General features: G+C 37.7%; 25 protein-coding genes and 1 other annotated feature. All 25 genes read right to left on the minus strand.

Features of this window, described 5'->3' with window-relative positions:
- Positions 1-24: 24 nt before the first annotated feature.
- Positions 25-657: an orotate phosphoribosyltransferase gene (gene pyrE, locus ABH957_RS00515; RefSeq protein ID WP_404445011.1), complete on the minus strand. Its 633-nt coding sequence runs from the start codon at positions 655-657 to the stop codon at positions 25-27.
- A complete protein-coding gene (pyrF, locus tag ABH957_RS00520; RefSeq protein WP_000083510.1) occupies positions 654-1,370 on the minus strand; it encodes an orotidine-5'-phosphate decarboxylase in 717 nt (238 codons plus the stop codon). The genes pyrE and pyrF overlap by 4 nt, the downstream gene beginning before the upstream one ends.
- Positions 1,355-2,284: a dihydroorotate oxidase B catalytic subunit gene (pyrD, locus tag ABH957_RS00525; protein ID WP_404510591.1), complete on the minus strand. Its 930-nt coding sequence runs from the start codon at positions 2,282-2,284 to the stop codon at positions 1,355-1,357. Before pyrD ends, pyrF begins: the two co-directional genes overlap by 16 nt.
- Positions 2,281-3,060 carry a dihydroorotate oxidase B electron transfer subunit gene (gene pyrK, locus ABH957_RS00530; protein WP_002088239.1) on the minus strand — a complete coding sequence of 260 codons (780 nt, stop codon included), beginning with the start codon at positions 3,058-3,060 and terminating at the stop codon, positions 2,281-2,283. Before pyrK ends, pyrD begins: the two co-directional genes overlap by 4 nt.
- Positions 3,057-6,275, minus strand: coding sequence for a carbamoyl-phosphate synthase large subunit (gene carB / locus ABH957_RS00535; protein WP_219303430.1), 3,219 nt, complete (start codon positions 6,273-6,275; stop codon positions 3,057-3,059). The genes pyrK and carB overlap by 4 nt, the downstream gene beginning before the upstream one ends.
- Entirely contained in the window at positions 6,260-7,357 is a 1,098-nt protein-coding gene (locus tag ABH957_RS00540; protein ID WP_002111416.1) for a carbamoyl phosphate synthase small subunit, read from the minus strand. Before ABH957_RS00540 ends, carB begins: the two co-directional genes overlap by 16 nt.
- The gene (gene pyrC / locus ABH957_RS00545; protein WP_033707133.1) at positions 7,354-8,640 is read right to left on the minus strand and encodes a dihydroorotase; all 1,287 of its coding nucleotides are present in this window, start codon (positions 8,638-8,640) and stop codon (positions 7,354-7,356) included. The genes ABH957_RS00540 and pyrC overlap by 4 nt, the downstream gene beginning before the upstream one ends.
- The gene (gene pyrB, locus ABH957_RS00550; protein ID WP_002128846.1) at positions 8,624-9,538 is read right to left on the minus strand and encodes an aspartate carbamoyltransferase; all 915 of its coding nucleotides are present in this window, start codon (positions 9,536-9,538) and stop codon (positions 8,624-8,626) included. Before pyrB ends, pyrC begins: the two co-directional genes overlap by 17 nt.
- Positions 9,539-9,685: 147 nt before the next feature.
- On the minus strand, positions 9,686-10,978 hold the full coding sequence (uraA, locus tag ABH957_RS00555; RefSeq protein ID WP_404491035.1) for a uracil permease: 1,293 nt from the start codon (positions 10,976-10,978) through the stop codon (positions 9,686-9,688).
- Between the two features lie 146 nt (positions 10,979-11,124).
- The gene (pyrR, locus tag ABH957_RS00560; RefSeq protein ID WP_001156489.1) at positions 11,125-11,667 is read right to left on the minus strand and encodes a bifunctional pyrimidine operon transcriptional regulator/uracil phosphoribosyltransferase; all 543 of its coding nucleotides are present in this window, start codon (positions 11,665-11,667) and stop codon (positions 11,125-11,127) included.
- Between the two features lie 204 nt (positions 11,668-11,871).
- On the minus strand, positions 11,872-12,780 hold the full coding sequence (locus tag ABH957_RS00565; RefSeq protein ID WP_002128848.1) for an RluA family pseudouridine synthase: 909 nt from the start codon (positions 12,778-12,780) through the stop codon (positions 11,872-11,874).
- A 4-nt stretch (positions 12,781-12,784) separates the two neighbouring features.
- The gene (lspA, locus tag ABH957_RS00570) at positions 12,785-13,243 is read right to left on the minus strand and encodes a lipoprotein signal peptidase LspA (protein WP_002128849.1); all 459 of its coding nucleotides are present in this window, start codon (positions 13,241-13,243) and stop codon (positions 12,785-12,787) included.
- Positions 13,244-13,367: 124 nt separating this feature from the next.
- Positions 13,368-13,697 carry a TraR/DksA C4-type zinc finger protein gene (locus tag ABH957_RS00575; RefSeq protein ID WP_404491036.1) on the minus strand — a complete coding sequence of 110 codons (330 nt, stop codon included), beginning with the start codon at positions 13,695-13,697 and terminating at the stop codon, positions 13,368-13,370.
- 158 nt (positions 13,698-13,855) lie between these two features.
- The gene (gene ileS2, locus ABH957_RS00580) at positions 13,856-16,621 is read right to left on the minus strand and encodes an isoleucine--tRNA ligase (protein ID WP_016096212.1); all 2,766 of its coding nucleotides are present in this window, start codon (positions 16,619-16,621) and stop codon (positions 13,856-13,858) included.
- A 72-nt stretch (positions 16,622-16,693) separates the two neighbouring features.
- Positions 16,694-16,918, minus strand: a binding site (T-box leader).
- Between the two features lie 51 nt (positions 16,919-16,969).
- Positions 16,970-17,476, minus strand: coding sequence for a septum site-determining protein DivIVA (divIVA, locus tag ABH957_RS00585; protein ID WP_001131609.1), 507 nt, complete (start codon positions 17,474-17,476; stop codon positions 16,970-16,972).
- A gap of 89 nt (positions 17,477-17,565) precedes the next feature.
- Complete coding sequence (locus tag ABH957_RS00590; RefSeq protein WP_002033759.1) at positions 17,566-18,333, minus strand: YlmH family RNA-binding protein; 768 nt, start codon at positions 18,331-18,333, stop codon at positions 17,566-17,568.
- Positions 18,334-18,348: 15 nt separating this feature from the next.
- Positions 18,349-18,612 (minus strand): YggT family protein, encoded by a 264-nt coding sequence (locus ABH957_RS00595; RefSeq protein ID WP_002014720.1) that lies wholly within the window; start codon positions 18,610-18,612, stop codon positions 18,349-18,351.
- Positions 18,613-18,618: 6 nt separating this feature from the next.
- Positions 18,619-19,089 carry a cell division protein SepF gene (locus ABH957_RS00600; RefSeq protein ID WP_002014721.1) on the minus strand — a complete coding sequence of 157 codons (471 nt, stop codon included), beginning with the start codon at positions 19,087-19,089 and terminating at the stop codon, positions 18,619-18,621.
- A gap of 19 nt (positions 19,090-19,108) precedes the next feature.
- A complete protein-coding gene (locus tag ABH957_RS00605; protein WP_002033757.1) occupies positions 19,109-19,783 on the minus strand; it encodes a YggS family pyridoxal phosphate-dependent enzyme in 675 nt (224 codons plus the stop codon).
- Positions 19,784-19,788: 5 nt separating this feature from the next.
- A complete protein-coding gene (gene pgeF / locus ABH957_RS00610) occupies positions 19,789-20,598 on the minus strand; it encodes a peptidoglycan editing factor PgeF (RefSeq protein ID WP_033707129.1) in 810 nt (269 codons plus the stop codon).
- A 117-nt stretch (positions 20,599-20,715) separates the two neighbouring features.
- Positions 20,716-20,994, minus strand: a complete 279-nt coding sequence (locus ABH957_RS00615) for a YlmC/YmxH family sporulation protein (protein ID WP_002066875.1) — start codon at positions 20,992-20,994, stop codon at positions 20,716-20,718.
- A 286-nt stretch (positions 20,995-21,280) separates the two neighbouring features.
- Positions 21,281-22,060, minus strand: coding sequence for an RNA polymerase sporulation sigma factor SigG (sigG, locus tag ABH957_RS00620; RefSeq protein WP_002014725.1), 780 nt, complete (start codon positions 22,058-22,060; stop codon positions 21,281-21,283).
- Positions 22,061-22,216: 156 nt separating this feature from the next.
- Positions 22,217-22,936, minus strand: a complete 720-nt coding sequence (gene sigE / locus ABH957_RS00625; protein WP_002128857.1) for an RNA polymerase sporulation sigma factor SigE — start codon at positions 22,934-22,936, stop codon at positions 22,217-22,219.
- A 19-nt stretch (positions 22,937-22,955) separates the two neighbouring features.
- Positions 22,956-23,870, minus strand: coding sequence for a sigma-E processing peptidase SpoIIGA (spoIIGA, locus tag ABH957_RS00630; protein ID WP_033707128.1), 915 nt, complete (start codon positions 23,868-23,870; stop codon positions 22,956-22,958).
- A gap of 457 nt (positions 23,871-24,327) precedes the next feature.
- The gene (ftsZ, locus tag ABH957_RS00635) at positions 24,328-25,482 is read right to left on the minus strand and encodes a cell division protein FtsZ (RefSeq protein WP_002066873.1); all 1,155 of its coding nucleotides are present in this window, start codon (positions 25,480-25,482) and stop codon (positions 24,328-24,330) included.
- Positions 25,483-25,514: the final 32 nt, after the last annotated feature.

Here is a 25,514-nt window from a genome sequence, read left to right on the forward strand (position 1 = left end):
CCCCCGCGGTCGTCTTTTTTCGTGTTACGCTGTGATCCAAGCTTCATTAGCTGGATTTTTCCGCCACTCTTGTAATTTTTTCGTTTCAGCTTGTCCGATCATACCTTTTTCTGCTGCAACTTCAGTTAATGCACTGTAATCACTTAAAGAATATGATGCTACGTTTGCTGCTTCTAGTTTCTCTTTTCCTGACTCAAGCTCGTATGTGAAGATTGATGCGATTCCTAATACTTCACAGCCAGCTTCGCGAAGTGCTTCTACACATGTAATTGCACTACCGCCAGTTGAAATTAAGTCTTCTACTACTACTACTTTTTGACCTTTTTCAGCTTTTCCTTCGATTTGGTTCCCTTTACCGTGACCTTTTGCTTTACTACGCACGTAGCACATTGGTAAATCCATACGATCGCTTACCCATGCAGCGTGCGCAATACCAGCAGTTGCTGTTCCTGCAATAACTTCTACAGTTGGGAAGTGCTCTTTAATTAACTCTTCTAATCCAGCTGCAATCGCTTGGCGTACTTTTGGATAAGATAAAGTTAAGCGATTATCACAATAAATTGGTGATTTTATACCAGAAGACCAAGTAAATGGGTCATTCGGTTGTAAAAATACTGCTCCAATTTCTAATAAATGCGATGCGATTTCTTTTTTCATACTGTTACACCTTCCCACTGTTGTTTTACTGTTTTATACGCTTCAAGCGGATTTTCTGCTTTTGTAATACTACGTCCAACTACGATGTAACTTGAACCAAGTTCCCTCGCACGTTTCGGTGTTGCTACGCGCACTTGGTCATTTACATCATCGCTTGCAAGACGAATCCCCGGTGTTACTGTTACAAATTCATTTCCGCATACTTCACGTAATTTTGGTACTTCAAGTGTTGAACAAACAACTCCATCAAGTCCACTTTCTTTCGTTAATTTTGCATAATGAGCAACCGCTTCTTCTAACGTTTTCTCAATGCCAATCTCTTTTTTCATCATAGCTTCCGAAGTGCTTGTTAATTGTGTAACGGCAATACAAATCGGTCTCTCTTTTCCTTCTTGCTTACCTTCCTCTAATCCCTCAATCGCAGCTTTCATCATACTGCTTCCCCCTGCAGCATGAACATTTACCATATCTACATCTAGACTAGCTAGGCTACGCATAGCGCTTTTTACCGTATTCGGAATATCATGAAGTTTTAAATCTAGGAAGATTTTATGTCCTTTTTCTTTTAAGTACGTAATAATTGCAGGACCTTCTTTGTAAAACAACTCCATACCAACTTTGACAAATAACTCTTCCCCTTCAAAGTGGTGTAAGAATTGTTCTACCTCTTGTTTCCCTGGAAAATCTAGTGCAACGATTAACGACTGTGACATGTTTGCTTCCAGCTCCTTCCTTGACATTCCGAAATATGATCAAATCCTAATTCATCTAGTAATGCTGGTAATTCTTCAATAATTGTCGGACATACGAACGGATTGATAAAGTTCGCCGTTCCAACTGCAACCGCGCTTGCGCCAGCATAGAAGAATTCAATTACATCTTCCGCTGTTTCAATACCACCCATTCCGATGATCGGAATGTTAACCGCTTGACTTACTTCATGTACCATACGAATTGCTACTGGCTTAATCGCAGGCCCTGATATTCCGCCCGTACGGTTTGCTAAAATTGGTTTTGCAGTTTTTAAATCTAGACGCATACCAAGCAATGTATTAATCATCGTTAAACCGTCCGCACCCGCATTTTCAATTGCTTTTGCAATTTCCACAATGTTTGCCACGTTCGGTGACAATTTCACATATACCGGTACTTCAGAAACCTCTTTTACTCGCTTCGTTAAATCAGCAGCAATTTCAGGATTTGTACCAAAAGCGATACCACCCGTTTTTACGTTTGGACAAGAAATATTTAATTCTAGCGCATGAACATTAGGTGCCTTTGAAATCGCCTTCGCAACCGCTACGTAATCCTCAGCTTGTGAACCCGCAACGTTTGCAATAATCGGAAGATCAAATTGCTCGAGAAAAGGTAATTCAGAATTCATTACCTTTTCTAATCCAGGATTTTGAAGCCCGATTGCATTTAGCATTCCGCCTGGTGTTTCAGCAACACGAGGCGTTGGGTTTCCATAACGAGGTTGTTCTGTTGTCGCTTTAATCATAATTGATCCAAGTACACTTAAATCATAGAACTGTGCATACTCACGACCAAATCCGAAGCAACCAGATGCTGGGATGATTGGATTTTTTAATGATAACCCTGGTAATTCAACTTGCAATCTGTTCATAGTACAACCTCCCCGATTGGAAATACTGGTCCGTCGCTACACACCTTCTTGTAAGAATGTCCACTCGGATCTGCTTGCAAATGGCATACACATGCGAAACATGCTCCGATACCACAGCCCATACGTTCTTCTAATGAAATGTAGGCTTTTCTCTCCTTATAGCGTCCTTCTAATGCACGAAGCATCGCTAAAGGTCCACATGAGTAGAGAATGTCAAAGTCAATTCCATAGCTATCGATTACATCTGTTACAAACCCTTTTGTACCATGTGTACCATCAACAGTTGCAACATACGTATCACCAAGTTCTGCGAATTTCTCTTCATAGAAGACAACATCTTTCGTTTGGAAACCTAAGATGTGAATAACGCGTACTCCTTTTGCTACAAGACGCTGTGACAATTCATATAGTGGTGGTACACCAATTCCTCCACCAACTAATAGAGCCGTTTGTCCAGATTCCGCTTCTTCTACAGGAAATCCATGACCAAGTGGTCCTAACACATCTACAAGTTCACCTTGTTTTCTTTTCGCTAATGTTTTTGTCCCTTGTCCTTCCGCACGATATAGCATTGTAAATTCGTTCTTGTCTTGATCGACATTACAAATACTAATTGGGCGGCGCAGAAGGGGCGTAATGCCCTCTGCTACCTTAATGTGTACAAACTGCCCTGGATCGTTCATTTGCTGCACTAAATCCCCTTGAAGCACTAATTCGTAAATGTTTTTTGCGATTTCTTTTTGGTTAACGACGATCATATTTTGCTTTTGCATCATGCATGTACCACCTCGTGACGCTTCGTTTGCGTAATTTCTTTCATTGAATGAGCTGAGAATGTCATAGATTCTAATACTCCCAAGATTGCTCTCGTTGTATCAAGTGATGTTAAGCAGGCCACACCATTTTCTACTGATTCACGGCGAATGCGGAAACCATCACGCGCTGGTTGTTTGCCTTTTGTTAATGTATTGATTACAAACTGTGCTTTCCCTTGACGAATAATATCAAGTAAGTTGTAGTCTTCAGAATCAATTTTGTTTACAACTTGCACCGGAATGTTTTGTTCTGTTAGCGATTGTGCTGTTCCTGCTGTTGCTAATAAGTTATAGCCGATTTCATGGAAGCGTTTTGCGATTTCCAGCGCTTCTTCTTTATCTTTATCCGCTACAGTGATGATTACTGATCCGTGCGTTGGAATGTTAATTCCTGAAGCAACAAGTCCTTTATATAATGCTTTTTCAAGCGTTAAATCTTTACCCATTACTTCCCCTGTTGATTTCATTTCAGGCCCTAATGTTGTATCAACTGAGCGTAGTTTCGCAAATGAGAATACCGGTGCTTTTACATACACTTCCTTCTCTTCTGGGTGATAGCCAGTTCCATATCCTTGTTCTACAAGGTTTTGACCTAAAATAACTTTCGTTGCGATATTTGCCATCGGTACGCCTGTAATTTTACTTAAGAATGGTACTGTACGGCTCGCACGTGGATTTACTTCAATTACATACACTTCATCTTTGAATACTACAAACTGAATGTTTAGTAATCCAACAATGTTTAAACCTTTTCCAAGCCCAATTGTATGCTCAATAATTTGTTCTTTTAGTTTTTCAGATAAGCTCTGTGGTGGATATACTCCAATTGAATCCCCAGAGTGAACTCCAGCGCGTTCGATATGTTCCATAATACCTGGAATGAATACATTCTCACCGTCTGAAATTGCATCTACTTCAATTTCTTTACCAACCATATAACGGTCGATTAATACTGGGTGATCTGCGTGAACTTTAACCGCATTTTTCATGTAGTGCAGTAATTCTTCTTGACGATATACGATTTCCATCGCACGTCCACCTAGTACGTAAGATGGTCTTACTAATACTGGGTAACCAATTTTGTCAGCGATCGCTACTGCTTGCTCTACAGTCGTTGCTGTTTTACCAACTGGTTGCGGGATACCAAGCTTTGTTAAAGCTGCTTCAAACTTATCACGATCTTCTGCACGGTCTAAATCTTCAAGTGATGTTCCTAAAATTTTCACACCGTGTGCTTCTAATTTAGCCGCTAAGTTAATTGCCGTTTGTCCACCGAATTGGACGATAACACCTTCTGGCTTTTCTAAATCGATAATGTGCATTACATCTTCGATTGTTAATGGTTCAAAGTATAATTTGTCAGAAATACTGAAGTCTGTTGAAACTGTTTCTGGGTTGTTATTAACAATGATTGCCTCATACCCAGCTTCTTTTATTGCCCATACAGAGTGAACTGTTGCATAATCAAACTCAACACCTTGACCAATACGGATTGGACCAGATCCTAGTACAACTACACTCTTACGATCTGTTACAATCGATTCATTCTCGTCACCATATGTGCTGTAGTAGTATGGTGTTGCAGATTCAAACTCTGCCGCACAAGTATCTACCATCTTATAAACAGGAGTCATATTGCTTTCTTTACGCATATCGTAAATTTCACGCTCTGTTTTGTTCCAAGCATTGGCGATGTAATGGTCACTGAAGCCCATTTCTTTCGCAGATTGTAACACTTCCATATTTCCTACATTCGCTTTTACTTCGCGTTCCATGTTTACGATATTTTCAACTTTTTGTAAGAAGAAGAAGTCCATTTCACACCATTCGTTGATTTCTTCTTTCGTTACACCTTGACGGATCGCTTCTGCTACAACGAACAGACGCTCGTCATCAGCTTTTATAATACGCTTTTTCATAGTTTCTTTATCAAGCTCTTTTAAGTGGTCTAACTCTAGGTGATAAACGCCAAGCTCTAAAGAACGGATCGCTTTTAATAATGATTGTTCTAAGTTACGTCCAATTGACATAACTTCACCAGTTGCCTTCATTTGTGTACCAAGTGTTCTGTTTGCTGATTCAAACTTATCAAATGGCCAACGTGGAATTTTTGAAACAACATAGTCTAATGCTGGCTCGAAGCAAGCGTATGTTTTTTGTGTTACTGGGTTTATAATTTCATCTAATGTTAAACCAACTGCAATTTTCGCCGCTAGCTTCGCAATTGGATATCCAGTTGCTTTAGATGCTAGTGCAGACGAACGACTCACACGCGGGTTTACTTCGATTACATAGTATTGGAAGCTATGTGGATCAAGTGCAAGCTGAACGTTACATCCACCTTCAATTCCTAATGCACGAATAATTCTTAATGAAGTGTTTCGTAACATTTGATACTCACGGTCACTTAATGTTTGGCTCGGTGCTACAACGATAGAATCACCTGTGTGAACCCCAACCGGATCGATATTTTCCATGTTACATACTACAATCGCGTTATCATTCGAATCACGCATTACTTCATATTCAATTTCCTTACAACCGGCAATACTCTTTTCTAATAAACATTGTGTTACTGGACTATGTTTTAATCCACCTGATACGATTTCAATTAGTTCTTCTTCATTATTACAGATTCCGCCACCTGTTCCCCCCATTGTAAATGCTGGGCGAACAATAACTGGATAACCAATTTCTTTTACAAATTCATGTGCTTCTTCCAGCGTATGAATAATCGTGCTAGATGGAATTGGTTCATTTAATTCCTGCATTAATGTACGGAATAAATCACGATCCTCGGCTTGCTCGATTGCTGATAATTTTGTTCCTAAAATTTCAACTCCGCACTCTTCAAGTATGCCTGATTTCGCAAGTTCAACAGCCATGTTTAGGCCTGTTTGACCACCTAATGTTGGTAAGAGTGCATCTGGACGTTCTTTACGAATGATACGGCTTACGAATTCTAATGTTAATGGTTCTATATATACTTTATCTGCTGTTGCAGTATCTGTCATAATTGTTGCTGGGTTAGAGTTAACAAGGATTACTTTGTAACCTTCTTCTCTAAGAGATTGACAAGCTTGTGTACCAGAGTAATCAAACTCTGCTGCTTGCCCAATTACAATTGGTCCTGATCCGATTACTAAAATTGTGTTAATGTCTAGGCGTTTTGGCATAACTCTTCCCCTTCTTTCTTGAAGTTTTCAATCATTGCTAAGAAATCTTCGAATAAATCATTTGCATCTTCTGGTCCTGCAGAAGCTTCTGGATGGTATTGCACTGTAAATGCTGGGAACTTCGTATGACGAAGACCTTCTACTGTTCCATCATTTAAAGCAACATGTGTAATTTCCAGTTCTGTATTTCCAACTGATTCTTCTTCTACTGCGTAACCATGGTTTTGAGATGTAATTGCCACTTTTCCAGTTGCAAGATTTTTTACTGGATGATTTAAACCACGGTGACCGAATTTTAACTTACTTGTATTCGCACCAGATGCCAGGGCGAACAATTGATGTCCTAGGCAAATCCCGAATAAAGGAACTTTACCAATAATTTCTTTTAACATTTCAATTGCTTCTGGTACATCTTTCGGGTCCCCAGGTCCATTACTTAACATAATTCCATCTGGGCTAAGGCGTAGAATTTCTTCTGCTGTTGTATTGTAAGGTACAACAATTACATCACAATCACGCTTATTTAATTCTCGTAAAATACCATGTTTCATTCCGAAGTCTACAAGTACAACTCGGTGTCCACGGCCTGGACTTGGATATGGATCTTTTGTTGATACGCGTTTCACATGATCTGTAAAGACAGTTGCTTTCAATTGGCTAACGATGTCCTCTACATCCACATCCATATTGCAAAGACGTCCGCGTAAAGTTCCATATTGACGAATTTTTCTTGTTAATTTTCTCGTATCAATTCCTGCTAATCCTGGGATATTTCTTTCTTTCAAGTAATCATTTAGCGAAATTTCATTACGGAAGTTTGATGGGTGATCACAAATTTCGTTTACGATTAAACCATTTACAGATGGGTGAATTGATTCAAAATCATCACGGTTAATGCCGTAGTTTCCGATTAATGGATACGTAAATGTTACGATTTGACCACAGTATGATGGATCAGATAAAGTTTCTTGATATCCAGTCATCCCAGTTGTAAATACAACCTCACCTGACTTTTCGATTTCTCCTCCGAAACCTTTTCCAATTAATACTGTTCCATCTTCTAAGATAAGTTGTCTTTTCATACTAATGCACTCTCCTTTTGCCATGCGATCTTACCACCAACGATTGTCATAACCGGCCAACCTTGGCATTTCCAACCTGCGAATGGTGTATTTTTTCCTTTTGATAAGAATGTTGTTGGATCAATTTCTTCTTCTTGTTCTAAATCGATAATTGTAATATCAGCTGTTCTACCTTCTGTTAGGCGCCCTGCTTCTAAACCGAATGTGTCAGCCGGTTTTTCTGTTAAGAATTGAATCAGTTGCTCTAATGTAATGATTCCTTTTTTCACAAGGTTCGTATATAAAAGCGGGAATGCTGTTTCAAAACCAGTAATTCCGAACGGTGCTCTTTCAATCCCTTGTGCTTTCTCTTCTGCAGTATGCGGTGCATGGTCAGTTGCGATCATATCAATTGTTCCATCTAATAGTCCTTCAATTAACGCTGCATGATCTTCTTTTCCTCGAAGCGGTGGATTCATTTTAAAGTTAGGATCAGCCGATGGGATATCATCTTCACATAATACTAAGTGATGCGGTGTTACTTCTGCTGTCACCTTAATTCCAGCACGTTTCGCGTCACGGATTACACGTACAGATCCTTTTGTACTTACGTGACATACGTGGTAGTGACAATTTGCAGCTTCCGCAAGTAAGATGTCCCGGGCAATATGTACGGATTCACATACTGATGGGATACCGTTTAATCCATGTTTCTCAGAAAACTTCCCTTCATGTACACAACCTTTATTAATAAGTGTGTTCTCTTCACAGTGTGCAACAACTGCCATATTTAATTTCGATGCACGCTTCATTGCAGCTAACATCATGCTTGCATCTTGCACGCCTACGCCATCATCAGTGAAAGCAAACGCTCCAAGTTCTTTTAACGTTTCAAAATCGGTCATTTCAGAACCTGCTTGACGTACTGTAATTGCTCCATATGGTAATACATTTACATGTGCTTTTTCTTTAATACGCTTTTGCAGGTCTTCCATATGTTCTTTACAATCTGGTACTGGGCGTGTGTTTGGCATTGCGCAAATTGTAGTAAATCCACCTTTTGCTGCTGCAAGTGTTCCTGTTTCAATTGTTTCTTTATGTTCACCACCTGGTTCACGAAGATGAACGTGCACATCTACTAATCCAGGTGCGATTAACTTTCCATTTACATCGATTACTTCAGCATTATCTGCCGTAATATTTTCTGCTACCTTCGCAATTTTACCGTCTTGTACGAGAAGATCTGTTGCTACAATTGTTCCTTCTTCATTCATATAACGACCATTTTTAAACAAATAATTCATGTTTCATTCCTCCTAATACATTTGGTAATGCGCGTTTTAGTACAGCCATTCTTACGTAGACCCCGTTTTCCATTTGCTTGAATATGCGTGAGCGTTCACACTCGACAAGTTCACTTGCAATTTCAACATCACGGTTTACAGGGGCTGGATGCATAATAATGCTTCCTTCTTTCATACGTTTTTCTCTTTCAACTGTTAACCCATGTTGCTCGTGATACTCTTTCATAATGTCTGTTTCATAATGGTCATGACGCTCATGTTGTACACGAAGTAACATCATCACATCCACTTCTGGAACAAGTTCATCTAAACTCTTGTACGTTCCAAATGTGTTCTCTTCATCTTTCCACTCTTCTGGGCTTGCAAAGTAAATTGTCGCGCCCAGTTTCGTTAATGCTTCTGCATTAGAACGTGCTACTCGGCTATGACGAACATCCCCAACTATTGCAATCTTCAAACCTTCAAATCTTCCAAACTCTTGTTTAATTGTTAGAAGATCGAGTAGACATTGCGTTGGATGATTTCCACATCCATCTCCAGCGTTCAAGATTGGGATATTCACCTGATCTTTTAATTCATCGAAGTAACGATCTTGCTCATGGCGGATGACTACCGCTTTTGTTCCGATTGATTCTAGTGTTCTTATCGTATCGTATAAAGTTTCTCCTTTTTGTACGCTAGATGCATCTGCGGAAAAGTCTAATACTTCAAGTCCTAATCTCTTCTCAGCAACTTCAAAGCTAAATCTCGTCCTCGTACTATTCTCAAAGAACAAGTTCGCAACAAATGTTTGCTCTGTCGTTTTTCTCTCTTTTCCATTCGCGAAATCTTCTGCGTCTTTTAGGATTTCTGAAATTTCTTGTTCCGATAATTCACTCATCGTTAACAAATGGCTCATCGTCATCCCTCATCTTTCTGTTTTTTATGATAACACCATTGAATTTATATAACAATAACTGTATAAAAATACCCTAGTCTTTGAGACTAGGGTGCGTTAAAGTAGCCACCCTTTTCTATCTCACAGGACTGAATTAAAAGGTTATTTTTATGAAGCAATCTGCTTAGATTGTTTTGTTTTATTTGTTTGTTTTGTCTCTGGTAGTAGTAGATTTAATAGTACACCTACAATTGCTGCTAACGCCATTCCTTCCACTTGGAACGATTCACCTACGTGCAGTACCGCTCCGCCAATACCGATTACTAGTATAACTGATGCAATCATTAAGTTTCGTTTGTCACCTAAGTCTGTTTTATCGTCTACCATCATACGTAAACCACTTGATGCGATTACACCGAAGAGTAAGATTGATACACCACCCATAACTGGTGTTGGAATCGAATGAATCAGTGCTGAAATCTTCCCGATAAATCCAAACATGATTGCGAACACTGCTGAACCGATGAATAAGTATACACTGTATGCTCTCGTAATTGCTAGCACACCGATGTTTTCACCGTACGTTGTATTCGGTGGTCCTCCTATTAGTGATGCGATCAATGTTGCTATCCCATCACCGAAGATTGAACGATGTAAACCTGGTTTTTCAATTAAATCTCTTTTAATAATATTTCCAAGTACAATTTGATGTCCGATATGTTCTGAAATTGTTACAAGTGCAACTGGCACCATTAAGAGTACAATTTTCCATGAAAACTCCGGAGTATATGTTACAAACGGTACTGTGAAGTCTGGTATGACAAACCATTTTGCCTCAGCTACTGGCTTTAAATCTACTAGCCCTTGGAAGTAAGCGAATATATACCCGCCGATGATTCCAAGTAGCACTGGTATGATACTGAAAAATCCTCTCCCGAATATGGAGCAAATGATTGTAATTGCTAATGTTACTAATGCTACTGAAAAGTGTGTAATGCTATACTTACCATCCGCACCGTTCATCGCCATGTTCACTGCTGTATGTGCTAAAGATAAACCGATTACCATTACGACTGGCCCAACTACGATTGGCGGAAGTAATTTCATAATCCATTCTGACCCAGATTTCTTAATTCCGAGTGAGATTAAGATGTAAACAAGTCCCGCAAGCATTCCTCCAAGCATCGCTGCTCCAGGTCCACCTGCTGTTTTTGCTGTAATAATTGGTGCAATAAAGGCGAATGATGATCCTAAATATGCTGGTACTTGACCTTTCGTTATTAGAAGAAACGCTAGCGTTCCTAATCCACTTGATATTAAAGCTACTGATGGATTCAGTCCTGTTAAAAACGGAACAAGCACTGTTGATCCAAACATCGCGAACAAATGTTGTATACTTAATAATAACCATTTTCCCGGTTTCGGTACTTCATGAATGTCTAACACTGGCTTTTGCTCCATTGTTACATCCTCCTTCAGTTTTAATTTTTGCAATAAAAAAACTCTTTGTGCCTGTGCACAAAGAGTCCTACACTTTCGTATGCCAAATTTGACATATGAAAGCCAAGACCCTTTGGCAGCCTCACAGGACTACATTTAAAAGGGCTTTACTTATCGTATATGCTTACTCGATCTTGTTGATCTGTCTCTTGCAGATCAACTTCGATACGCTCTTCACTAGATGTTGGAATGTTCTTTCCTACATAATCAGCGCGAATTGGTAATTCACGATGACCTCTATCAACAAGAACAGCCAATTGGATTTGTGATGGTCTACCTAAATCCATAAGAGCATCCATTGCTGCTCGAACTGTTCTACCTGTATATAACACATCATCCACAAGGATAACTTTTTTCTTCGTAATATCTACAGGAATATCAGAACCTTTTACAAGTGGTTCTTTATGTTTCGATTGTAGTGTTAAATCATCACGATATAACGTAATATCTAACTCTCCTACTTCCATCTCTTTTCCTTCAATTTGACCAATTCGTTCTGCCAAACGTTGTGCAATAAAAATTCCACGTGTTTTTATTCCGACAAGAACACAATTATCGACACCTTTATTTCGTTCCACGATTTCATGACTAATTCGTGTTAAAGCGCGGCGAATCATTTGGTCATCTAAAACGACAGCTTTCTCTTGCATGCTCTACACCTCCAAGCTTTTTTTCTTGCGTGAGAGTAATGGTATAAAAAAAGTCCTCTCAGCGTGTGCGAGAGGACTTTTGAAAAAAGGGTACAACATACCCTAAGTATTTCAAACCGTTACCTTCTCAACCTCACGGGGCTGTGTTAAAGGATCATTATTTAACTGTTGTCAGTATCTCAGTTTTCTTATGATTTGTCAATACTATTTCCGTAAAACATTTAGCGCTTCTTCAAACACTTCTGGAATCGGTGCCTCAAACTCAATATATTCACCAGTACGAGGGTGATCGAAACCTAAAATCCCTGCATGAAGTGCTTGTCCATTCATATCTAATGTTTTCTTCGGACCATACTTTGGATCTCCTGCAAGTGGATAACCAATATATTTCATATGAACACGAATTTGGTGTGTACGTCCCGTTTCTAAGCGGCATTCTACAAGTGTGAAATCCTTAAATCGCTCTAACACTTGGAAATGTGTAACTGCATTCTTACCATTTTCATCAACAGTCATACTTTGACGTTCTTTTTTATCACGACCAATTGGAGCGTCAATTATTCCTTTATCATGTGGAATTACACCATGTACAATCGCTTTATAACGTCTTGTTACCGTTTTTGCTACAAGTTGATTTACAAGTGATTCATGCGCCATATCATTTTTAGCAACCATTAATAATCCAGATGTATCCTTATCAATACGGTGTACTATACCAGGACGCATTACACCGTTAATACCTGATAGGTCTGTACAATGATGCATAAGTCCGTTTACAAGCGTACCCTTCGTATGCCCTGGTGCTGGATGTACTACCATGCCACGCGGCTTATTTACAACTAGTACATCGGCATCTTCATAATAAACTTCTAAATTCATATCTTCCGGTTGAATATCTAACTCTTCTGGCTCGGGAATTGTTACTGTAATTTCATCATTTCCTTTTACTTTATAATTCCCTTTAACTGATTTCCCATTTACTGTCACAACAGCATCTTTAATCCATTGCTGCACTTGTGAACGTGACCATTCACTGTTTATTTCTGCAACGAATTTATCAATTCGCTCGCTTTTTTGTTCTTCTGCAACTGTTACTTGTACTACTTCACTCATTCAATTACTCCTTCGCTTTCTTTCCTTCTAATACTGTTTGAATAATAATTAATACAACTCCAATACATAATGCTGAGTCAGCTATATTGAATACCGGATAATTGTACGAGAAAATATACACGTGAATGAAATCCACTACTTCTTGTCTAAATACACGATCAATAAAATTGCCAATTGCTCCGCCTAAAATTAGACCTAATGAAATACCTAGAAGCTTGTCCGTTTTCGCATATTTTTTCATATAAAATACGATAAATGCTACGAAAATGACTGTAATAATGTAGAAAAACCACATTTTATTTTCTAAAATACCCCAGGCAGCTCCTCTATTTCGATGAGATGTTATGTATAATACATTATCGATAATCGGAATGCTCGTACCCAATTCCATGTTCTTTACAATTAGCCACTTCGATATTTGATCGATGGCAATGACAAATAACGCTATTACATAATATATCATTTTCATTTCCCCCACAAAGACAGTGTACCTCAAAATTTTAGCATAGCTGCTACCTTTTCACAATGAACCTTTGTAGAAGAATAAAATAAATTAAAAAAAGGTAACATAATATCGTTGTGCGTATTCATACATTTACCTTTTCATAGAAAAATTCACGAATAGTACGAGCAGTCGGCATTGTTTTCATTTGCTTTGTAGAAATCGCTCTTCCAGTTTCTTCACAAATACCGTACATATCTATTTCCATTTTAAACAATGCACGTTCTACATCTTTTAAATCCTCTTTTATATCATGTAATAGCAATTTTTTCTTTGTCTCTTCCTTTATTTCGTATCCAAGTTCCTGCCCAAATTCCATATAGTATGTGTGCATTACTTCTTTAGCCAGTCTATCTTGCAACTCTTTTCTCATCAATTGCAATTCTTCTTTTATTTCCATATAAATTTCATTCACGTGTACATTCCTCCCAGCTGCAATGTACAATTAGTGTGTCCGAAATTTCCACGCTTACCTCACACACATTTTTCCTTCATAGGAAAGAGAGTGAAAGTTATTTCGATATATCATCAACAAAAAACTGACTGCTATTATGAGCAGTCAGCTTTTTTTCATTATTTTACATAATTTTCTTTAACAACCGTTGCACAACGCTCACATAATGTTTCATGTTCTGCATCTTTACCAATTGTTTCTGAAACAACCCAACAACGTTCACACGTCTCACCTGTCGCCTGTGCTACAACTACAGCTGTATGCTCATACTTTGGTGCTTCTGTTGGCGCTTCTTCAATTGTACCACCAAGTTTATACTCAGAGACGATGAATAATTGCTTTAAGTCTTCGCTAATAGACTCTAACATAGCCTTCATTTCTGCAGTCGGATATAGCGTAATGCTCGCATTTAATGACTTACCAATTACCTTCTCATTACGAGCTACTTCTAACGCTTTTAAAACGTCATCACGTAATGTCATAAATGCATCCCATTTTGCTCTTAACGCTTCTGAACCCTCTACTTCTGTAGCTTCTGGCATATTAGTTAACTGTACGCTTTCTTCTTCTGCACCAGGAACATATGGCCATACTTCATCAGCTGTATGAGGTAAGATTGGCGTTACAAGTTTCGTTAATGCAACAAGAACATCATATAATACAGTTTGAATTGCACGACGATCCGCGTGATCTGCACCTTCAATGTATAAAATGTCTTTTGCAAAGTCTAAGTAGAATGAACTTAGATCAATTGTACAGAAGTTGTGAATTGCATGATATACAGCAGCAAAGTCATATGTTTCATATGCATCTTTTACTTTTGTAATTAGGTCATTTAACTTCACTAACATGTAACGATCTACTTCACGAAGTTCAGCTACCGCTACTGTATTTTCACTTGGATTAAAATCATCTAAGTTTCCTAATAAGAAACGGAATGTATTACGAATTTTACGATACACTTCTGCTACTTGTTTTAAAATATCATCTGAAATACGTACATCAGATTGATAGTCAACAGAAGATACCCATAAGCGTAAAATGTCTCCGCCTAATTGATCCATAATTTTCTTCGGTACGACGATGTTTCCAATCGACTTACTCATTTTACGTCCGTCACCATCTAGTACGAAACCATGGCTTAGTACGCCTTTATATGGAGCTTTACCAGTTACAGCAACTGCTGTTGATAATGAAGAGTTAAACCAACCACGATACTGGTCAGATCCTTCTAAATATAAATCAGCTGGACGTTGTAAGTCTTCGCGCTCTTCTAATACCGCTTGGTGAGAAGAACCTGAATCGAACCATACATCCATGATGTCTGTTTCTTTACGGAATTCACCATTTGGGCTACCTGTATGTGTAAATCCTTCTGGTAATAAATCTTTCGCTTCACGCTCGAACCATACGTTAGAACCGTGCTCACGGAATAAATCTGCTACATGATTAATTGTTTCATCTGTAATAATTGGATCACCATTTTCTGCATAGAATACAGGAATTGGCACACCCCATGCACGCTGACGAGAAATACACCAGTCACCACGGTCACGAACCATATTATGAAGACGAGTTTCTCCCCATGCTGGTACCCATTTTGTTTCCGCAACAGCTTCTAATAATTCTTTACGGAACGCTTCAATAGATGCAAACCACTGCGCTGTCGCACGGAAAATAATTGGTTTTTTCGTTCTCCAATCATGTGGGTATGAATGCGTAATGAATGTTAGTTTCAGTAACGCGCCTACTTCTTCTAATTTTTCCGTAATTGGCTTGTTAGCTTTATCATAGAATAAGCCTTCAAATCCAGGTGCTTCATTTGTTAATACACCTTTATCATCAACTGGGCAAAGTACTTCTAAGCCATACTTTTTACCAACAACGAAGTCATCTTCCCCGTGCCCTGGTGCTGTATGAACACAACCTGTACCTGCATCTGTTGTTACGTGCTCTCCTAGCATAACTAATGAGTCACGATCGTAGAATGGATGTTTTGCAACTGTATACTCAAGTTCGCTACCTTTTACCGTTTTCACAACTTCAGCATTTTCCCACTCTAACGTTTTTGCAACTGTCTCAAATAGTTCAGAAGCGATGATATATTTCTCATCATTTACTTTCACAATAGCATATTCAAGTTCTGGGTGAACAGAAATACCTAAGTTTGCAGGTAACGTCCAAGGCGTTGTTGTCCAAATAATGTATTTCTCATCACCTTCTAATACGTTCTTTCCATCTTTTACAGGGAATGCTACGTAAATAGATGCTGATTTTTTATCTTGGTATTCAATTTCAGCTTCTGCTAAAGCTGATTCACTCGTTGGAGACCAGTAAACTGGTTTCTGTCCTTTATAGATATAACCTTTTTTCGCCATGTCACCAAACACTTTAATTTGTTGTGCTTCATAAGCTGGCTCTAAAGTAATATATGGATTATCCCAATCTGCACGTACACCTAAACGCTTAAATTGTTCACGTTGACGTTCTACTTGCTCATATGCATACTCTGCGCATAACTTACGGAACTCAGCAACTGTCATTTCTTTACGTTTTACACCTTTATTCGTTAAAGCTTGTTCAATCGGTAAACCGTGTGTATCCCAACCTGGTACATATGGTGCACAGTATCCAGTCATTGATTTATAACGAACAATAAAGTCTTTTAACACTTTATTTAATGCATGTCCCATATGAATGTCACCATTCGCATATGGAGGTCCATCATGCAGTACAAATAAAGGACGACCTTTCGTATGTTCTTGTACCTTTTCATAAATATTCATTTCAGCCCACTGTTCTTGCATTGCAGGCTCACGTTTTGGTAAATTCCCACGCATTGGGAACTCTGTTTTTGGCATTAGTAATGTATTTTTGTACTCCATGCTCAATTCCTCCTTAAATATATAAACGACAGACCTTAAAAAAGGGAATAAAAAAGAGACCTCTCATCCCCAAAAAGGGACGAGAAAGTCTCCCGCGGTACCACCCTAGTAGACCATATACAAATGCATAAGGTCCTCTTTATATTCTTAACGCGAATATACGCCTACGCTTACTAAATTTGTTCAGCGCGGAACTCCAGGGTGATATTCCCATCATCTCCTTATCCTGAGCTTACACCATCCTCAGTTCGCTATATAAGGTATGAAAAAGGTACTTATCCCTATCTTCGTTTTTCTTAATAAATATGTTGTTTAAAATTATATGTAATAATGAGAAAAACGTCAAGCTTACACTGTTTCTTCTTTTTTCAACAGTTCGTCCACTTCGTCTTCTAATTCAATTAGTTTATCCCAATCATCGTTGTTTAACATTTCAAGTTGTGTTTCTAATAACATACGGAAACGAGTTCGGAATACTTTCGCTTGTTTCTTCAACTCTTCAATATCAAAAGCAACTTTTCTTGATTTCACTAACGCTTCATTAATGATACGATCTGCATTTTTTTCTGCTTCACGTACAATTAATTTTGCTTCTTTTTGTGCATTACGCTTCACTTCTTCAGCAGCTTCTTGTGCGACAATGATAGATTTGTTCAGCGTATCTTCAATATTAGAAAAATGATCTAACTTTCCTTCTAATTGTGCAACCTTTTCTTCTAAAGCTTTTTTCTCACGAATGACTAATTCATAATCTTTGATGATTTGATCAAGAAACTCATTTACTTGATCTTCATCGTAGCCACGAAACCCGCGACCAAATTCTTTGTTATGAATATCTAATGGTGTTAACGGCACAACGCCACCTCCAAGTAGTTATCTAAATTTCCTCTTTCAATTATATCTTTTCTTCGACAAAATAAGAGAATTTCCTTCTAAAAAACCAATCATTTTAGTATACCATACAAAACTCTCCATTTGTCGCGCTTCGTTTTACCTTCTACAGAAAATAATTTACTTCGTCCATACCCTCTAACCGAGAAAACATCCCCAGGAAAACATTCATACGAAGTTTGCTCTACTGTTTTCCAATTGACTTTTACTAAGCCACCTTTTATAAGAGGCTGTACCTTCTGCCTAGATATATGTAGCATTTCAGCTAATAAAACATCTAGACGAAGTGACGAAACAGTCCCAGATTTTTCTCCCCATTTTTCACCTACACGCAAAATTTTCTCTACTTGTATAGGAGAGAGTGTGACTTTCATTTTCCCTATTGATTGTAAGTTCATTTCAATATACGATACAACTTCTTTGGCAACTGCAATTTGGGCACGGTCTTCTTGAAGCAAAATATCACCACATTTTTCCCTTGTTAAACCAAGCGACATGAATGCACCTAATATTTGCCTATGTTCTAGCGTAAAAAACTTGGAAGGATAGTCAATTTCTAATACTTCTACTTGAAATTCCTCTTCATTTAATTCTAGATAATCTGGATAAATTAGTGCTCTTTTCCGTTCGGCTTCAGGCATCGCACCATCAAACCGTACAGCTACATCTCCTTGCCCTATTACCATAGAAACAATTTGTTGCTGTCTTGGATCAAGAAAATCTGTTAACTTGACTTGATGGTACTCAGCAGCCTGTTTCCACTCTAATACTTTATCCACAAAGACCTCTTCATCAGGTCTAAAATGCTCATAGATGCTCATGTATTTAACCTCACACTATAAAAAATAGTTGAATAAACTCACTAAACCACCTCTAGCAAGTTTCAAGGCAACAATAGCAACAAGTGGAGAAATATCAATCATACCAAATGGTGGAATAAACCTCCTAAACGGCTCTAAATACGGTTCGCAAATACGCGCAAGAAAATCTCCAAAAGCTGATTCCTTTGCGCCAGGAAACCATGATAGGAGAATGTAAATAATTAGTGCCCACGAGTAAATCTCGATAGCAGTAAGTAACACTGTTAAAACTGTTGTCATGGCGTATTACCACCTCTTTATATTTGTCTCTTCTTCTTCACCGAATAACTCTGAAATCGCACCAACGATATCAACATTTTCAGGTGTACACATAAATGTTTTCGGGCCTATTTTTTGAATATCCCCGCCTATAGCGTATACAGTACCACTTAAAAAGTCAACGATACGTACAGCTTGATCTGTAGACATTCTTTGCAAATTAATTACAACAGCTCGTCTACCTTTTAAGTGATCCGAAATGCCTTGCGCTTCCGAATATGTACGTGGTTCTAGTAAAACAACTTTTGAAGATTGCTTCGCTGTTTCAATACTCACTACATTTTGCTTCGGTTGCACTTTCGCAAACGGAACATCTTGTTGTTCTGGGGGATCTTGTTGCTTTTTCATGTCTGTTTGCTCCTTTTCATAACTATATTGAGCTGCTTCTTTTTCTTCCGGTGTGTCAAAAAAGAAGTATTTTACTTTTGACCAACTCATAATAACTTTCTCCTTCCTCCTACGCTTTTCCTACTAAAACCGTTCCCAAACGAATATATGTAGCGCCTTCCTCAATTGCAATCGTGTAATCATTTGACATTCCCATTGATAATTCTTTACATGGTGCATGTAATAATTCTAGCTCCTGCACCTCTGTCTGTAGCATGCGCAATTCCTTAAAGCAGCGACGAATCTCTTCCTCTTCTCCTGTAAACGGAGCCATTGTCATTAATCCTACCACTTCAATCTTATCCAATTCTTGCAAACTTTGAATAAAAGAAATTGTTTCTTCTATCGCCAATCCTTGCTTTGATTCTTCAGATGATGTTTTCACTTGAATAAAGCATTTAACTTTCTTATCAGCACGTTTTTGAATTTCTTTTGCAAGCGAAAGACGATCTAATGAATGTAAATAATCAATCTCATTAATGATTTCTTTTACTTTTCTCGTTTGCAATGATCCAATAAAATGCCAATTCACTTTTGAACCGAAATGCTCGTATTTTTGTAAGAAACCTTCATTTCTATTTTCACCTAAATCAATAATTCCTGTTTCAATTACTTCGCTTGTTTTTTCAATCCCTACAGTTTTTGTAACTGCAACGAGCTTAATATCTTTCATCGAACGTCCAGCTCGTACACAAGATTCTTTAATTACTTCGTTTACATCTGCTAAATTTCCTTGCACTGTCACTTACTTCACTCCTCCTTAAAACCTATGAAACTCAACATTCTCCCCGTCTTACCTTGATCACGACGATGAGAGAAAAATAATTGTTCTTCACAGCTTGTACAAAGAGATGACATTACAATATGTTCTTCTTTTATGCCTGCTTGTACACATAATATACGATTAACTTCTTTTAAATTAATTGCATACTGACCATCAGAAATTAATTTATAGGGAACAGATCCGTTTACTACTTGCTTTGCTGCTGTTAATACACGATCATCAACAACATAACAACATGATCCGATTGCAGGACCAATTGCGACATGAATTTCATCACTTGAAACACCTTCTGCATTCCACTTTTGAATCATTTCTTTCGCAATCTCTGTTACAGTCCCTTTCCACCCAGCATGCGCAAGTCCTATCATATCATGTGATGGTGCATAAAAATAGAGCGGAACACAATCAGCGTAACAAGATGTTAAGAGAACATCTTTGTTAGTCGTATAAATGCCATCCGTTTTCGGAATACCGTCTTCATATGAATAAACGCCTTTCCCTTTTTCTTGCAGTCCTACTTTCTCAACATGATGGTCATGAACTTGTTCAGAGCAAATCCATTTTTCTAATGGTTTTTGTAACTTATTCGCTAAAATGCGTCTGTTTTCATGAACATTCTCCACGATATCATTCACATGTAATCCTAAATTCATCGCATGAAAGGAGCCTGTACTTACTCCACCATCTTTTGTCGTAAATCCAACAGTAATGTTTCCAAGTTCTTTCCACGCTTGTAAATACAGTATACCGTCCGCATATTTAAATGGTTCTCTCATAAAGCGACTCCTTTTAATTAAAATAACAGAAAAAAGCATGGTACTTCCTGTCTATTTTACCATACTTTTATTTTTTCATAATGACAACTGAAAAAAAAGAGGAATTTGTAATATTCTTTATGAAATTGTCGGTGTTTGTATTGATTCTGTTACAGAATTAATATTATCTACTCTGACAAGTATGACATCTTCCCCAATTTTCATAATTCGCTCCCAAGGAATCACAAATTCTACTTCCTTTCCAAAGAGTCCAAGCATACGTGTCTGCTTGGAAATAATAACTGCCCTAATCTTTCCTGTGTCTATATCAAAATCAATATCTCCAATATTTCCAAGTCTTTTTCCATCTGAAATATTTACAACATCCTTCATTTGAAAATCCGAAATTCGTATCATGTTCCATCCTCTCCCTTATATCATAAATCGTAAGTACGCTCTCAAATAAAGTGAAACCTTAATCAGTGGGATTTTCCCCATCCCTACTGATTATTAGTCCATGCTAATCGGATTTTTACGGGTAGCTCCGGCTCTTCTTACTTCAGCCGAATTTTGAAGTGGATAAACAGTATATAACCGCTACTAATAGAACATCCATTTTATTTTCATTATATGAACCTCCCCACTCTACTATGAGCGCAAAATATTATCTATAAAAAAGGCCTCACCATAGCTGGTGAGGACCTTATCCTTGAATCGTCTTATTCATTTGCTTAATAGCAGACTTCTCCAAACGTGATACTTGTGCTTGAGAAATCCCAATTTCTTCGGCAACTTCCATCTGTGTCTTTCCTTGGAAGAACCGTTTTCGAATAATCATTTTCTCACGATCATTTAAACGCTTCATCCCTTCTTTCAACGCTAGTTCTTCAACCCACTGCTCGTCCTTTTGTTTTTCATCCTTTAATTGATCCATAACAAAGATAGGATCTCCTCCATCATTATAAATCGGTTCAAATAATGAAACTGGGTCTTGAATAGCATCTAACGCAAAAACAATTTCTTCATGTGTCACTTCAAGAACTTTCGCAATATCCATTGCTGTTGGTTCTTTTGAATTTTCAGCAATCAATTTTTCTCTTACTTGCAACGCTTTATACGCAATATCTCGTAATGAGCGAGATACACGAATTGGATTGTTATCACGCAAATATCTGCGTATTTCTCCAATAATCATCGGCACAGCATACGTTGAAAACTTTACATTTTGGCCTAAATCAAAGTTATCAATGGATTTCATAAGTCCAATGCAACCAACTTGAAATAAATCATCAACATATTCTCCTCTGTTATTAAATCTTTGGATGACGCTCAGTACAAGACGTAAGTTTCCATTCACTAATTTCTCTCTGGCGCTTATCTCTCCACTTTGCATTTCACGAAATAATTTACGCATCTCTTCATTTTTTAGTACTGGAAGTTTAGCTGTATCAACACCGCAAATTTCTACTTTGTTTCTCGTCAAAGTGTTCCCTCCTATCGGGAGTTGCTGTACAGTGTAAAGTATTTCCTTTGAAGGAGATTTTATGCATATGGTTTTTCCATCATTTTTCACAAATATCATATTTCCTAATGCACAAAAAAGAATAAGACCAGTCTAGATACCGACTGGTCTTATTCTTCACACCATTTTATTAAATTCTTTTCGTAATCTTTTTATAATTCTTTTTTCCAAACGAGAAATATAAGACTGTGAAATCCCAAGCATATCAGCCACATCTTTTTGTGTCTTCTCTTCGCCACCAGCGAGTCCAAACCGAAGCTCCATAATTTGTTTTTCACGATCATTTAATTGATGCAATGCTTTCATTAAAAGATGACGATCTACAGTAGCTTCTAAATCTTTTGTAATAATGTCATCATCTGTACCTAAAACATCTGATAATAACAGTTCATTTCCGTCCCAATCAATGTTAAGCGGTTCATCAAAAGAAACTTCCGAACGATTTTTATTATTTCGACGCAAATGCATTAAAATTTCATTTTCTATACAACGAGATGCATATGTTGCTAATTTAATTTTCTTTTCTGGATTAAATGTATTCACTGCCTTAATAAGACCAATTGTTCCTATACTAATCAAATCCTCAATATTGATCCCTGTATTTTCAAATTTTCTTGCTATATATACAACAAGCCTTAGGTTACGTTCAATAAGCATCGACCTCGCAGCTTGATCTCCATTTGGTAATTTATTCAAAAGAACTGCCTCTTCTTCTTTCGTTAACGGCGGTGGCAACGCTTCACTTCCACCAATATAATAAATTTCATCGGTCTTAATTCCTAATTTCAGCAATACTTTATACCAAAGGTATACCAAATAAAATTTAAATTTCACCATATTATCCCGCCTCTCATAATTAAGCAATTACCATCTTTTGCGAAATCAACATTTTCGGATGTACAATGCATTGATACTCTCCATTGGTAGATAATTGTTGTGTATTTAATCCAATCAGTACTTTGTTTACAACAACCAAACCTTCATGATGAACTTGCACACAATCTGGCTTAATTGCCCATAAAAATTGATTCTCTACTCCTACTGCTCGGAAAGGAATTAAACGTAGTTTCGTCGCCCACCCAGAATCATTTTCTGGTATTTGAGGAATTTCTGTTTTGGAATAAATTTGTTCTGTTAACCAAGCTGGCAAACAATGTTCTAATGATGAAATATGCATAATCATAACGGGTGTTTTCGTTAACGGGTCATAAAGTTGGTTCCCACTATCAATTAGACCTGCTAGTTCTAGTTCCTCTCCAGCTAATTGAATTTTCACTTTCACGATTTGATCATAGTGTATCTTTGTGACCTCTACGCTTTCTATACGCTTTTTAGAAAAATAATAAATTACTGGAAAACCAAAAATAACAAACAACCAACTAATTGGATCACCGTAAGAAACTGATTTAGATTGAACTAACCCATTTACCATTTCGTTCGTTTGCAAAAAGTAATGCGTTCCAATTAATCCTCCACCAACCATAAAGGTTACAAAATAGAAAGTAAAAACAGTTTGTGTATAATTTCTAAATGTCGAAAACCCAAATGCTGTATACACAATAAGTAACGAGTACAATAGTTTCATAATTGGATGTGTCATCATAGAAGCAAAAGGCGTAAAGGCGAAAATAACAATAGTTGAACCTATAAATGCCCCTAACACAAGCCTCCATCTTTTGATTCTCTTTTTTAACACGGTGGCTGTTAATAAAAGTAAAAGAAAATCAATGCAGGCGTTTAACAACCAAACAATGTCGGCGTAAACAACCAAACAATTCACCTCTTTTTTTGAGTTGAGACTAGTATAATGCATATCCAATAGGAAAGTGTGTCAATTGGTGGAGGGGTTTTTTTGTTATTTTGTGATTTCTAGACATAATCTGTCGGTAAAAAATAAAAATGTATTTTTCATAGAATAATATAAATTTCTTACTTGTATACATAATAATTGAATTATATATATACAAAGTTTATCTTGCTATTTGCGGGCAGTAAGACCCTGCCTCAAAATTCAACTATAAAAAAGTACAGAAGTTAAGTGAGAGTCGGGCTAACAATCATTTTCGGATGAACACCCCCGATTAATTAAAGTTTCAATTTATTTATCACAGCTTATGGCTTAAAAATAGGACTGGGCTCTCCATATGCAAAATAATAAAAAAAGATCTGCTTAGCAGATCTTTTCCATTTAGACAACAAAAAAAAGGAGCATGAAAGCTCCTTTTCTTTTATCGTCTACGACGGTTACGTAAGAATGCTGGAATATCGATGTCATCTGAATCTGTATGACGATCATGCATAACCGGCTCTTCACGTTTCATTTCACGCTTAACTTCACGTTGTTTTGAAGGTTGAGCTACTGGTTGTTGTTGCTGTTGCGTGTGATTCGCAGTCGGACGGATAATTGGTTTTGGTGGTTGTGTCGAAGCACTATCATCAAAACCAGTTGCAATTACAGTGACAACGATATCATCTTTTAATCCTTCATTAATAACAGAACCGAAGATCATATTTACTTCTGGATCCGAAGCTGAAGCTACAATGTCTGCTGCTTCTTGTACTTCATATAAACTTAAGTTTGCGCCGCCCGTAATGTTCATAATAACACCTTGAGCTCCATCAATAGATGTTTCTAGTAATGGACTAGAAATCGCTTTTTTCGCAGCTTCAGCAGCACGATTTTCACCATTACCAGAACCGATACCCATTAAAGCAGAACCTCTATTAGACATAATTGTTTTTACGTCTGCAAAGTCTAAGTTAATTAGACCTGGTGTAGCAATTAAATCAGAAATACCTTGAACACCTTGACGTAATACGTTATCTGCTTCACGGAACGCTTCTAACATTGGCGTATTTTTATCAACAATCTCTAATAAGCGATCATTTGGAATTACGATAAGTGTATCTACATTTTCTTTAAATGACGCAATACCAGATGCAGCTTGAGTTGCACGTTTACGCCCTTCAAATGTAAATGGACGTGTTACAACACCAACTGTTAACGCGCCTAGTTCTTTTGCAACTTGAGCAACAACTGGAGCTGCACCAGTTCCAGTTCCGCCGCCCATACCAGCAGTTACGAAGACCATATCCGCGCCACGAAGCGCTTCTTGAATCTGTTCTTTACTTTCTTCTGCAGCTTTTTTCCCTACTTCAGGGTTTGCGCCTGCACCAAGTCCACGCGTTAATTTTCCACCAATTTGCATTTTCGTTTCAGCTTTTGATAGATTTAATGCTTGTGCATCAGTATTCACAGCGATAAAGTCTACACCTTGTACACCGTGTTCAATCATACGGTTTACAGCATTGTTTCCGCCACCGCCGACACCGATAACTTTTATATTCGCTAATTGATCTTGAGTAGTATCAAACTCTAACATGTCGAAATCCCCCTAGAACCTCATTTTTCGTG

Source organism: Bacillus sp. RC242 (assembly GCF_044908245.1).
In the GTDB taxonomy this organism is placed as follows: Bacteria; Bacillota; Bacilli; order Bacillales; family Bacillaceae_G; genus Bacillus_A; species Bacillus_A mycoides.